This is a genomic window from Vibrio sp. 1F263, assembly GCF_041439035.1.
In the GTDB taxonomy this organism is placed as follows: domain Bacteria; phylum Pseudomonadota; class Gammaproteobacteria; order Enterobacterales; family Vibrionaceae; genus Vibrio; species Vibrio tasmaniensis_A.
Window position 1 is genome coordinate 1 of the sequence record NZ_JBGONI010000018.1, and the last position, 12,592, is coordinate 12,592.

A 12,592-nucleotide genomic window follows, 5' to 3' on the forward strand; every position below is an offset into this window, starting at 1 on the left:
AATGCTTTATTGATTTTATTGTTAATTTATAGACTCATCTAAGCGGAGAAGAGCCGCACAGCTATTGATAAACTTATTGTTACTTTTCTTAGGACATAAAAAAACACCGCCCATAAGGCGGTGTAAACAAATTTGACAGACAGGTCAAAATAAATACAGGAAGTACATGCCTCGTTTCAGTATGGAACTGCAACAAAACATTTGGTAGAACTCTACCCAACTCGAAAAGAACGAGTTTGCAAACACAACATCGCAGGAGCTAAGCCAATTGATTCTAGAGAGAATCAAGCCGTTCAGGCTAGCTGCTGCGGGATGAAATATAGAATTTCTCTGGCCGCTAGGCAATGGACAAATTATAATGTTTCAGATAAAAAAAACTAATGCTTATTTAGAGAGTAACTATGTCTCGTCGATTACCCCCATTAAACTCGCTAAGAGTGTTTGAAGCTGCTGCTCGACACTTGAGTTTTACGCGTGCCGCAGAAGAGTTGTTTGTTACTCAAGCCGCGGTCAGTCATCAGATCAAAGCGCTTGAAGAATTCTTATCTTTGAAGCTGTTTCGTCGAAGAAACCGCTCTTTGTTGCTGACGGAAGAAGGCCAAAGCTACTTCTTGGATATCAAAGATATTTTTACATCACTGGCAGAAGCGACAGACAAAGTGCTTGAGCGAAGTGAGAAGGGCGCATTGACCATCAGTTTGCCGCCGAGTTTTGCTATTCAATGGTTAGTACCAAGACTCGCTGACTTTAATCAGCAAGAACCTGATATTGATGTAAGAATTAAAGCCGTTGATATGGATGAAGGCTCGCTGACCGATGATGTAGACGTCGCTATCTATTATGGCCGAGGTAATTGGTCGGGGCTCAGAGCCGATAAGCTTTACCAAGAATACTTGATCCCTCTTTGCTCACCTTCTGTGCTGCTAGGAGTAAAACCATTAGAATCTCTCAGTGATTTGGCATGTCATACGCTATTGCATGATACTTCTCGAAAGGATTGGAAACAGTTCGCTAAGCAAAATGGCATTGACGGAGTAAACGTTAATCACGGTCCTATCTTCAGTCACTCAACCATGGTATTGCAGGCGGCCGCTCACGGGCAAGGTATTGCTTTGGGTAATAATGTGTTGGCGCAACCTGAAATCGAAGCAGGTCGTTTGATTGCACCTTTTGATGAAGTGTTGGTAAGTAAGAACGCCTTCTATGTAGTGTGTCATGAGAAACAAGCTGACATGGGGCGTATTGCGACTTTCCGTGATTGGATGTTGGCGAAAGCGCAAAGTGAACAAGAGGACTTACTTGATGAATAACCTCATCATTGATGGTGAAGACAACCCAATAACTTTTATCTTTGCACATGGTGCTGGCGCAGGCATGGATCATGAATTCATGCAGTCGGTAGCAAAAGGGTTGGCGTTTAAAGGGATACGAGTGATTCGTTTTAATTTCCCTTACATGATCAAGCGTGCTGAAGATGGTAAGCGTCGTCCACCTGATCGAGCCCCTAAACTGCTCGAAGCTTACCAAGAGATTATCGGACAGGTAGATGTCGATAAGCTTGTTATTGGCGGTAAGTCGATGGGAGGACGTATGGCGAGTCATTTGTCTGAAGTGGATAAGGTGGCTGCAATGGCCTGTTTAGGCTTTCCTTTCCATCCACCAGGCAAACCAGAGAAATACAAAGGTGAGCACTTGGCTGAGTTAGCAAAGCCGTGTCTTATTCTACAAGGTGAACGTGATACCTTTGGTAAGCGAGAAGAGTTTGCTGATTTCGACCTGTCGGATTCGATTCGCGTTGAGTTTATTCCTGATGGCGATCACAGCTTTAAGCCTCGTAAGAGCTCTGGCTACACCGAACAGCAGAACATAGCGTTAACCGTTGAGAAACTATCGGCGTTTATCAAAGAGGTGCTTAATGAGAAGTAAGTATTTACTCACTTTTGCAGGTATCTCTGGCGCAATAGCCGTAATGCTAGGTGCCTTCGCCGCTCACGGGTTAAAAGCTGTCTTGCCAGAGTATCTGCTAGGCGTGTTTGAGACAGGTGTTCAGTACCAGTTTATCCATACACTAGCAATATTGGCGTGTGGTGCTCTGCTACAGATGAAACTTGGTGCTAAATCACAAAAATATTTTTTCATTGCGGCAATTTGCTTTATCATCGGCATCCTTTGTTTTAGTGGCAGCCTTTATGGCTTAGCACTGACAGGAATAAAATGGTTTGGCCCTATAACACCGTTTGGTGGTCTACTATTTATCATTGGTTGGGGAGTCTTCTCCTTCGCTGCTTTGAATATAAAAGAGGTAACTCAGTGAAACACGTACTACTTTATTGTCGCTCTGGTTTTGAAAAAGAATGTGCTGGCGAAATTCAAGACAAGGCAACACAACTGGAAGTGTTTGGTTTTCCTCGCTTAAAGAACAATACAGGCTTTGTATTGTTTGAATGTTATCAAGCAGGCGAAGCCGATAAACTGGTAAAAGAGATCGACTTCCAATCGTTGATCTTTGCTCGTCAAATGATCGCGGTAGCGGTTGAAATCAAAGATCTGCCGACTGATGATCGTATTTCTCCAATTCTTGAGGCGCTTTCTGAGAAAGAAGGTTTCCCACGTTGTGGCGATATCCGTATTGAAACACCAGACACTAATGAAGCGAAAGAGCTTTTGAAGTTCTGCCGTAAGTTTACTGTGCCAATGCGTCAGGCAATGCGCGGTAAAGGGCTGATGACAGCGAAAGACAACGCTAAGAAGCCAGTGCTTCATTTATGCTTCATCGCGCCGGGTCACTGTTTTGTTGGTTACTCTTACCCAACTAACAACTCACAGTTCTTCATGGGTATTCCTCGTTTGAAATTCCCATCAGATGCGCCAAGCCGTTCTACATTGAAGCTAGAAGAAGCATTCCACGTATTCATCCCTCGTGATGAGTGGGACGAACGTCTGGCTCCGGGTATGTGGGGCGTAGATTTAGGCGCGTGTCCAGGTGGTTGGACTTACCAATTGGTTAAGCGCTCTATGTTTGTTCACTGTGTTGATAACGGCATGATGGCAGACAGCCTAATGGAAACGGGTCAAATTAAGCACCACATGGTGGATGGTTTTAAATTCGAACCTGACCGTAAGAACGTCACTTGGATTATCTGTGACATGGTTGAGAAGCCGGCTCGTGTTGCTCATTTAATGGGGGAGTGGATCATCAAAGGCTGGGCGAAAGAAGCACTGTTCAACCTTAAACTGCCAATGAAAGGCCGTTACGATGAAGTTCTGCAGGATATCGAAAACCTAAAACAGTTCCTGATTGATAACAAAGTGAAGTTCAAGATGCAGGCGAAGCACCTTTACCACGATCGCGAAGAGATCACGGTTCATATTCAGTCGCTTTCGAATATCTCACCGTACTAATATTTACATTAGTGTGTCAGTGATAAATAAAATGCTCCTTTAGGGGCATTTTTTATATCTTAAGTTTGTTTATGAGCTTGATTATCGCTTCGTACGGATAGTTTAGAAAGGTTGGTCTATGTGCGTTTTTTAGTCATATTTAAGTGTAAATATGACTAATTCAACTTGGTTGATAGTCGTCGAATTGTCGACTATTAGTGTCGATATGAGACAAAAAAGCCGTAAGCTATCGATACTTACGGCTACCTAGTTCAGCGATGAAACGAAGAAGGGTTTATTTAAAATTCAGCAGTAAATTACAGCAAGAACATCCTAATCAAATTGTATTTTATTATAAGTAAGTAAATGCAAGTAAAGAATGTAAATGATAACTATTACTATTAACATTGTAATTAGTGTCGTGTACCATTCGTGCACTTTCACTTAAATCTATAAAATATAAGTCGCATTATGAAACTTAAAGCACTATCAGTAGCCGTTACGGTTGCCTTAACCTCATTTACAGCATTTGCTGCCGACGAACCAGAAACCGTAGTCGTTATCGGTTCTGCCCTTGACCAATTGATTCAGACTGAAATCAACTCTGACACACTGGAAAAGAAGCAAGCATCAGACATCAAAGATGTTTTGAATACTATGCCTAGCGTTACGGTTGACGGGAACGCACGTTACTCTCGCAAAGTATTTGTACGTGGTATGGAAGACAAATTTGCCGTAGTGACTATTGATGGTGCGCGACAAGAAGGTCAGCTTTTCCACCACTCTGGTGACCAAGCGATTGATCCTGCAATGCTAAAAAGAGCTGAAATTGAATTAGGTGGTAACTCTGCACTGTCAGGTTCTGGTGCTATCAATGGTTCATTTAGCTACGAAACGAAAGACCCAAGCGATCTTCTTAAGCCGGGTGAAAGCGTTGGTGCTCGAGTAAAAACAAGCTATCAAACAGCTTATGAGCGTTTTGCAACCAACGTTGCTGTGTATGCAAAAGTGAACGACAAGCTACAGTTCATGGGTATTGCGAACTATTCAGAAGATGGCGATCTGCACATTCCTGATCAAGAAGCGGTAACCTCTAAGCAGGGTGAGCTTAAGTCGGGTTTGGCTAAAGTTGTTTTCATTCCTAATGATGCCAATGAATTTAAACTGACTTTCAACCGATACAGTGATGGTGGTACGCGTCAGCTTTCTGGCGAAAAGGCGGGTGCTCTGTATGCTGACGATAAACACGACTATCATTCGCTTAATCGCGATACAGTGACGCTACAGCACGAATACGATGCAGGTAGTGATCTAGTTCATCTGAAAAGTAATGTTTACTACAACCGTCAATACATGGATCGTGATGCTCTTGAAGGTACCGCTTGGGGCAAAACACCGGCAGGTAAATGGTTCAAAGATGGCAAAATGTCTTACCCTAAGCGTGAATACAATGTAACAACCATTGGTGGTGACATTCGTAACGTTTCTTGGGTTGGTGAGCATGAGCTTACTTATGGTCTTGAGGGCTACAAAGCCAAGCAATGGATTGATGCTGGTGAAGGCGTATATCTAAGCGGTACTAAGCAAGGCCAAACTGAGAAGTACAGCATGGATGGTGGTACGGTGACGGCTTACGGCCTGTATCTACAAGATATGTACGAATTCAACGATTTCCGTCTGACAACAGGTCTTCGTTACGACGTTCATAAACTGGGTGGCGTGTATAAGGGCGAGTTTGATCAGCTATCTCCAAAGTTCAAAGGTGAATACCAAACAACGGAAAATCTAAAACTTCGTGTGGGTTACGGTCGTCTGTTTAAAGGCGCGTCACTACCAGAAACGCTAACGATGAAAGCACCAAGTAAAGTTAAGCAGTCTGATACTAAGGCGATGACGGGTAATAACTACGAAGCGGGCTTTGATTACGAGCTAACACGTTTGCTTGCGGCTGATTACGCGATTCTAGGTTTCACGGCTTATACCTACGACCTTGATAACCAAATGCACCCAACTAAGAACAACGCAACATTATCGAATAAGTATGATGTTGAAGTTTGGGGTGTAGAGACTGTATTGAGCTATCAGTTAGATGCTTTAAGTGTTTACGCTAACCACTCTTACTCAGATGGTGAGCAAAAAAGCCTGAAAACCGGCAAGACAAGCCACATGAATAAAACCGGTATTCATAACTTTAAGGCCGGTTTTAACTACAGCCTAAACAATGAATTTGTGTTTGGTTGGGACTCACGCTTTGTTCCGGGGAACGATTACGAGAACGAAAAAGGCAAAGAGATCAAACGCTCTGGTTTCGCTACGCACAACATTTGGGCGGCTTACACACCGACGTTTGCTAAAGACCTAGAGATGAACCTTGGTATCGATAACCTGCTTGATAAGAAGTACGCTGAGCATACTGGTTTTGGTATCTCTTGGGGTTCAGAAAAGTACACCAGCTATGAAGCGGGTCGTAACTTTAAAGCTTCTATCGCTTATAGCTTCTAATCTGCTCTTAGCTGAAAGTTACTCTAAAAATAGAGAGTTATCAGTATAAGTGCAATGTTTCGTCTTAAAATGAAACAACAAAAAAGCCTTAGTTCAGACTAAGGCTTTTCTGCTTTCTAATGATTGAGTTTCTAATTTTTTGATTTATAAGCGATCTGTTTCTAACGGTTAGCTTTCTAGCGATTGAGCTTGTAACGTCGAATTAAGACACCGCTTCGTAGCGAATATCTTGCAGATTAAAACCTAAATCGATGTCTGTTTTGAGTGCAGAAACGAGCCTACATACGCGAGCCGACTCGATATGATCATCGAATTTCTTACGATACTTTTTCGGTAAGTCTTCAGCTAGGAATGCTGTTTCGATATCAGGGTATGTCGTTAATATCTCTTTGGCTGCTTTTGGCCCTATACCTGGAATTCCGGGGACTTGGCTTGAGCTGACGCCCGTTAATCCCCAGTAATCTGCCAGTTGCTCTGGCTTTACGCCAAATTCCGCTTCGATAAAGGGCTTATCTAGCCAACGGTGTTGGAAATAATCACGGATTTGTAGCGTTGGAGACAACAGTTGGCAGTAGCCCTTATCCGTCGAAATGATAGTGACAGTTTCTCCGTGGTCAGCGACTTTCTTTGCCAATGTTGCAACTAGATCATCCGCTTCATCACCGTCAGAGAGCAGTGAATCAATCCCTAATTCCCACCAAGCTTGTTGAATCGCATCGAGACCTTTCATCAATGGTTCTGGCATCGGCTTACGGTTTTGCTTATAAGCGGGAAGGACTTCCGCGCGCCAACCTCGATCTTGTAAATGATGATCAAATACCGCAATGATATGAGTGGGTTTTGATTCGTTTAGGATGCGATTAAGAGTACGAGCAGTGGTGGTGATGGTTCTTGCAATATCGGTTGGGTCCGGCTGAACAGAGTGCACGCGTCGGATGAGGTTCAAGGCATCGATAATAACAAGATGGATAGACATAAGTTTCCACTAAATAGGCAATAAATAAGGGGCTGCTAGCCCCTTATAGTAACGTATCACTTGGTGAGTTGAAACTTTGGTGACGTAAACGTCATGACTTGTTTAACTTTATGCTTGTGGCTTGTTATCAGTTACTTGCCGTTATTCGCTGCTAGGCATAATTTTATAGCAAGGAACATAGTCAGTGCCGCCCGGCAGTTTCATTCGATGCTGTTCAACAAAGTCATTCAGCAGCTGGTCCATTTTTGTCATCAGCTCTTTGTCGCCATCAATCAGGAAGGGGCCATGTTTCTCTATCTCCAAAATACCTTCAGCTTTGACGTTACCTGCCACAATTCCTGAGAAGGCTTTACGTAGATTCGCCGCAAGGCTTTCTGTTTTCTGATCCATATGCAGATCAAGCGCCGCCATAGATTCATGTGTAGGGTCGAATGGCAGTTGGAACTCAGGTTCAATATGCAGTGACCAGTTGTAGCTGTAGGCATCGCCAGTCTCTTTACGGTGAGAGCGTACATCTGGCATTGCCTGCTTCATGATTTTCGCAGCGCGTGCTGGGTCATCAATCACGATCTCATAGTGTTTCTGCGCATCAGGCCCTAAGGTTTCGCCGATGAACTTATCAATCGAACGGAAGTAAGCTTCACTCTCTTTTGAGCCTGTTAAAACAATCGGCATGGGTTGGTCGACGTTATTAGGGTGCATCATGATCCCTAATATATACAGCAGCTCTTCGGCAGTGCCGGGGCCTCCAGGGAAAATAATGATGCCATGGGCCATACGCACGAAGGCTTCAAGACGCTTTTCGATATCTGGCATGATCACCAGTTCATTCACGATTGGGTTTGGTGGCTCAGCCGCAATGATTGATGGTTCAGTTAGCCCTAAGTAACGGTGGTCGGTATAGCGCTGTTTCGCGTGACCAATTGCAGCCCCTTTCATTGGCCCTTCCATTGCCCCCGGTCCACAACCGGTACAAATATTCAGTTCACGTAGGCCAAGTTCATTACCCACTTCACGAGTGTATTGGTATTCAGTGGCATTAATTGAATGACCACCCCAGCACACGATCAGGTTAGGTTCGATACCTGGCGTAAGTGCGCCTGCATTTCTCAAAATGCCAAATACAAGGTTGGTAATATGAGTGGCATTGGTCAGGTTGAGTCTTTGGTTGTCTGCAAGGTGCATGTTGACGTAAACAATGTCGCGCAATACTGAGAATAAGTGTTCTTGGATACCCTTGATGATTTCACCATCGACAAAGGCATGTTCTGGAGGGTTGCTCAGTTCAAGCTTGATCCCGCGCTCACGGCGCACGACCTCAACATCAAACGATTGATATTTATCGAGCAGCTCTTTGGAGTTGTCGGTGTGGCTACCCGAGTTGAGTACCGCTAACGTACAGTTACGATAAAGCTGGTACAGATCACTAGATGCGGTTTTCTTAAGACGCTCAACTTCAAGTTGAGAGAGTAAATCCATGCTACCGGCAGGGCTGATATGAGTGATCATAGTGCCTCCTTGTTGAAAAGAACTAGGGGACGTTGGAAGTGGCCCTTTAGTTCGAGATGAGAAGCTAACGTTGAAAGTGTTTGGTTAAAGGCGAGAGAATTAACCAGACGAAACGATTACGACAGCGTTGCTCTTTTAAATACAGCGTTGCTTGCCAAGAATGCTTGTTAAGCGAATGTTAATCATTAGCTTAGCAAACATTGAGGGATATGGTATGTGATAAGTATTTGAAAAAATGAAATAAATTAAATCTAGGGCTGTCTTAGTCCCAAACAAGTTGGTTGTTACCGCGCTGTTTGGCTTTGTTTAGTGTTTTATTGAGTCGCTCTAATACTTCTTCAGGTGTGTCTGACTCTTTAAACGGAGTACTTGCCGCGCACAAGGTAATTGTGATCTGTTGGTCACGAAATTTAAAAGGTAAGCGGCTGACTTGATTCTGGATGCTTTGAGTCACTTGATGGCAATATTCATCGCTTTGCTCGGGAAGTAGCAAGATGAACTCTTCACCAGAAAAGCGAGCGACAGTATCGGTAGTACCAATTTCTTTGGTGATCGCTCTTGCGATGATCTTGAGTGCTTTGTCACCAGCGGTATAGCCAAAGCTATCGTTAATTGCTTTGAAGTTATCGATATCTAGCAGCACGACTCTTAGTGAGTGTTGTGCGCGAATCCAGCGACGATATTCTAACTCTAAACGATCGGTGAAGGCGGTACGGTTGTAGATCTTAGTCAGAGGGTCAAGCAGCATACGCTGAGCCTGATCTTCTAGACGCTTGCGGTAATCTTGGGTGACTTCATAGAGCGAATCTAATTGGTTTTTTCCGTAGCTCATTCTTTCTATTAGAGCTTGTTCTTTCTGTTCAGCGTGATTCAGTCTTTCTGAAAGAGAGGCAATTTCACTGAGCAGCGGGTTTATCGAAAGTTTTAAGTTATCAATATCCGTTGCTTTATCAACAGAGCTTTGGCTCTTAGTAACAAGTTCATTTAACTCAGAATTAAGACCTTGGCGATGTTCAAAATAGCTTTGGCTCTGGTCGGAGTTTTGATCTGCTGTTTTGATACTAGAAGCGAGCGAGGAATTGAGTTGTTCTATAAATTGTTCAGACTGCTTACGCTCTAGGCTCGTGCCATCAATCACCAGTTTGAGGATCTGAAGTGCTAGCTCAAGTAGGTTTTGTGTTGAAACACCAAGTAGTAGCTTCGCTCGAATATCGGTCAGTAGATCCCCCGATTCACCCTCGAAGTCGAGTTCAGTGATCAGGTGTTGTAATTCGTTTGATAGTTCGGAAAGGAGTTCTTGTTCAGTTGATTGATCTACGTCGGCAAAATGAGTGCGTGAGTTGTTTGCCATAATCTTAATGGCACGCTCATAAATACTGAGAAGCTTCATCGCATGGTCGACTTTTTGACTGCCATGACACTCGGAGAAGCTAAGTAAGTTTCTTAGATCGCGCTTTAGCTGTGCCGGAAGGCCAGTTATACGCTGCAGCGTTTCCCCACTGTGCTTAATACTATCATCCAGATATCCGTTCTGTTTATCCATAGCCAACGTTTTTTGCTTGAGCATCCTTTCTAATACTGCCAACTTGGGGATCATTGAGCTAATGTCTTTTTGCTTTTCGAGCTCTTCCCTAAGGGCAATGAGATTTTCATCTAAATGAGTGTTGCTGCCAACACATGCATCACTTAAAGACGTAACGATACGCTTGAGAACTTTTTGTTCTCGAATAAATTTGAACGAGGTATCTCTTTGCGTCAAGCGGACTTGATCCAACTGATATTTCAGCTGGTGGAGTTGCGCCTGAATGTCTTTTTCAAGAATGCCCATAGATGTATTAATTAGCGCCGCGTAGATCGTACTCGATCGTATAGATGAAATTCCGTGACCTTGATAATAACAAAACTAAAAATAAGGTCACGACCTACGACGTTTAACCGCTCGCAAATCAGTCATCTTTTAGCATTTTTTTGATATTGTCCTCATTCTGGTGTGAGGATTGTATCTTTATTAACCCTTGATTAATCGCATGTTTACAAGCCTCTCTTATGTTACCCGTTGCAAGGCTCGCTGCGGGGGCATTGTCGATGGCTTTAAGGTAAACCCATTGGCTACTGCGTTCTTTGAGGCTGATTTCACGTGCCAGGTTGGTCGACATTAATAGTACATCGAGGAGTTCTTGGTCGTTAATCGCGGTATAAGCGCGTGGCAAGAACGGGTAGTCAGCGATGCCCATGCGGACGGTTCGATTAATGTTTCGCTCTGGTTCGAAGTGATTAATCCAAGATTGAATCTTTCTGAACATAGCCTCAGGCGATGTATCACGGTCAGCATTTGGTTCGATGTAAAGCAAGTTCGCATCCGAGAAGTGGTAGACGCGCGCAGGACCTTCAAGCTTAGATTTAAGGAACTCGCCGAAAGCATCTTCGAGCTCTAAACCTGCTTTATAACCGTTCTGAGTGTACATATTGCGTAGGAACGGTAAATCTATCATCACAAAGCGTAAACGGTCGTTGAGTGGTTCATGAATCAACTCACCAAGTTGCCATTGTTCGAAGTTTTGGCTGGTTTGTTCTAGAGAATTTGATAGCTTCGCGTTCAGCATTCTTAGATTTGGAAGCTTTGAGCGTGAGTGTGTAAATAGGTCGGTACGCAGTGAATCCATTTCCGTGACTAAGGTTTGAATGATGTAGCCTCGGCGTAGCACAAAGAAGAACAAGACAATGCTGAACAAAAATAAGGCGAACGATATTTTCTGGAACTTATGGTGCTCAAGTTTGTATTTCTCTAATTCTTGTTCTTGACCTGCATAGTGGAGCGTTTGCTCGGCAAACTCTTTTTGTTGGCGGAATGCGTCTTCACCAACACGGTTGAGTTTTTGTTGTTCCAAAGAGACAAGGATATTGTATTGTTTGAGATTTGCTAGCGCTTGTTGTGGACGCCCTGCTTGCTCATAACCTAAAGAGAGCAAGTGGTAGGAGTGTTGCGACAGGCGCATGTTTTCTACCTGACGCGAAATCTTGAGCGCACGTGTCGCATGCTTAATTACATCTTCGCTTTCTTGTAGGTGGTATGCCAAACCTGCGGATAAGAGTGCAGCGCGGCCTTCCAATTTAGGAATGTCGGAATACTCCAGCAGTTCAAGAGCTCGTGCTAGGTATTGCTCGGCTAGAGGGTAGTTATAAAGTCGTAAGTAAGTCGCAGATAAACTTAGACGAATGTCAATGACTTGGTAGATGTCTCGGTCTGTACTCTCATGATCAAGGACATTGAAAAAGTGCACGAGGGCAAGGTTATATTTGCCTTGATTGAAGTACACATCACCCATCTTTTTTAGTACTTGCGCTAATATGGGAGAGCTTTCAAAATTATCATAAAAGTCAGCAGCTTGAGACAGGTGCTCTAGAGCTTTATCTAATACTTGACGTTCAAAGAAAAGCTGTGCAAGTAGGCGGTTTACTTTAGCCAAGCGCGAACTCAGGTTACCTTCTACTGATTTCCAGTAGCCGTACAATAACTCAGATAGTGCATGGTTGTACTCTTTATGGGTAAGATAAAACTCGCCGACGGTGATGTGATAATCAATGACGACTTTTTCCGAGTGACGCTGTTCTAGGTAAGTTTTTGCTTCTTGATAGAGTTTTTCTGCTTCCCCTACGTTGTTGTTATAAGAGGAAATGTCGGCTTTCAACATGATTAAGCGATAGGTAATCCCTTCCGTCAGGCGTAAGGCCTTATTAACCGACTCTAAGCTTGTTTCTATTTTTTTTAGCTCTGATTCTGCTTGGGCAGATTTTCTGTCCGTAAGCCAAAGTAACCTAACTTTAAGTATTTCCAGATCTAACTTTAGATACTCAAGCTTATAGGTTTTTGCTAGCTCAGAGGCTTTGTCGATGTGCTGAATCGCAATACGAATGTTGCCTAGATTAAACTCTGCTTTCGCTAAGATCTTATACGCATCGATACTGCTGTTCGGGGTTCTAATCGAAGAGTCGGCCTCTTCACGAGAAATAGCTGACGGGCTCTTTTCGCGTTGATCTGAAAGGATACGTAGCGTTAGGTAGCTGTTGGCCATTCGCTTTGCTTGACTCGGTTCTATCTCAACCAAGTTATTGGCTTCATTGAGGAGCGCCGACGAATAGACCGACGCATTAACCGATGTGCTTAAGCTTAAAATGAATAGACTAACAACGTATAACCAACGCATTTCAATGTCCCTTTAAAGA

9 protein-coding genes are annotated in these 12,592 nt (G+C 43.5%); 5 read left to right on the plus strand and 4 right to left on the minus strand.

What is annotated here, in order from left to right; translation table 11 throughout:
- Positions 1-401: 401 nt before the first annotated feature.
- The 5 genes from ACED25_RS12765 (at position 402) to ACED25_RS12785 (ending at position 5,883) form a co-directional block, all read left to right on the plus strand.
- Positions 402-1,310, plus strand: a complete 909-nt coding sequence (locus ACED25_RS12765) for a transcriptional regulator GcvA (protein ID WP_012604639.1) — start codon at positions 402-404, stop codon at positions 1,308-1,310.
- Positions 1,303-1,926, plus strand: a complete 624-nt coding sequence (locus tag ACED25_RS12770) for an alpha/beta fold hydrolase (protein WP_135383008.1) — start codon at positions 1,303-1,305, stop codon at positions 1,924-1,926. The genes ACED25_RS12765 and ACED25_RS12770 overlap by 8 nt, the downstream gene beginning before the upstream one ends.
- On the plus strand, positions 1,916-2,314 hold the full coding sequence (locus tag ACED25_RS12775) for a DUF423 domain-containing protein (protein ID WP_017069500.1): 399 nt from the start codon (positions 1,916-1,918) through the stop codon (positions 2,312-2,314). Before ACED25_RS12770 ends, ACED25_RS12775 begins: the two co-directional genes overlap by 11 nt.
- Entirely contained in the window at positions 2,311-3,402 is a 1,092-nt protein-coding gene (rlmM, locus tag ACED25_RS12780; protein ID WP_029223796.1) for a 23S rRNA (cytidine(2498)-2'-O)-methyltransferase RlmM, read from the plus strand. The genes ACED25_RS12775 and rlmM overlap by 4 nt, the downstream gene beginning before the upstream one ends.
- Positions 3,403-3,852: 450 nt before the next feature.
- Positions 3,853-5,883, plus strand: coding sequence for a TonB-dependent receptor (locus ACED25_RS12785; RefSeq protein WP_371695414.1), 2,031 nt, complete (start codon positions 3,853-3,855; stop codon positions 5,881-5,883).
- A 202-nt stretch (positions 5,884-6,085) separates the two neighbouring features.
- On the opposite strand, the gene xni is transcribed toward ACED25_RS12785, so the two are convergent.
- The 4 genes from xni to ACED25_RS12805 all read right to left on the minus strand — a co-directional run bounded on the left by xni (position 6,086) and on the right by ACED25_RS12805 (position 12,573).
- Positions 6,086-6,859 (minus strand): flap endonuclease Xni, encoded by a 774-nt coding sequence (gene xni, locus ACED25_RS12790; RefSeq protein WP_371695415.1) that lies wholly within the window; start codon positions 6,857-6,859, stop codon positions 6,086-6,088.
- Positions 6,860-7,000: 141 nt separating this feature from the next.
- Positions 7,001-8,368: a nucleotide 5'-monophosphate nucleosidase PpnN gene (ppnN, locus tag ACED25_RS12795; RefSeq protein WP_009847457.1), complete on the minus strand. Its 1,368-nt coding sequence runs from the start codon at positions 8,366-8,368 to the stop codon at positions 7,001-7,003.
- A 262-nt stretch (positions 8,369-8,630) separates the two neighbouring features.
- On the minus strand, positions 8,631-10,196 hold the full coding sequence (locus ACED25_RS12800) for a GGDEF domain-containing protein (protein WP_012604633.1): 1,566 nt from the start codon (positions 10,194-10,196) through the stop codon (positions 8,631-8,633).
- Positions 10,197-10,314: 118 nt separating this feature from the next.
- Positions 10,315-12,573: a lipopolysaccharide assembly protein LapB gene (locus ACED25_RS12805; RefSeq protein ID WP_269335677.1), complete on the minus strand. Its 2,259-nt coding sequence runs from the start codon at positions 12,571-12,573 to the stop codon at positions 10,315-10,317.
- Positions 12,574-12,592 lie beyond the last annotated feature (19 nt).

What these genes read in the sequence shown, in the direction of transcription:
- ACED25_RS12785 (WP_371695414.1), top strand. Translation starts at nt 3,853, where the DNA reads ATGAAACTTAAAGCACTATCAGTAGCCGTTACGGTTGCCTTAACCTCA.
- xni (WP_371695415.1), bottom strand. Translation starts at nt 6,859, where the DNA reads ATGTCTATCCATCTTGTTATTATCGATGCCTTGAACCTCATCCGACGC.
- ACED25_RS12775 (WP_017069500.1), top strand. Translation starts at nt 1,916, where the DNA reads ATGAGAAGTAAGTATTTACTCACTTTTGCAGGTATCTCTGGCGCAATA.
- ppnN (WP_009847457.1), bottom strand. Translation starts at nt 8,368, where the DNA reads ATGATCACTCATATCAGCCCTGCCGGTAGCATGGATTTACTCTCTCAA.
- ACED25_RS12770 (WP_135383008.1), top strand. Translation starts at nt 1,303, where the DNA reads ATGAATAACCTCATCATTGATGGTGAAGACAACCCAATAACTTTTATC.
- ACED25_RS12800 (WP_012604633.1), bottom strand. Translation starts at nt 10,196, where the DNA reads ATGGGCATTCTTGAAAAAGACATTCAGGCGCAACTCCACCAGCTGAAA.
- ACED25_RS12805 (WP_269335677.1), bottom strand. Translation starts at nt 12,573, where the DNA reads ATGCGTTGGTTATACGTTGTTAGTCTATTCATTTTAAGCTTAAGCACA.
- ACED25_RS12765 (WP_012604639.1), top strand. Translation starts at nt 402, where the DNA reads ATGTCTCGTCGATTACCCCCATTAAACTCGCTAAGAGTGTTTGAAGCT.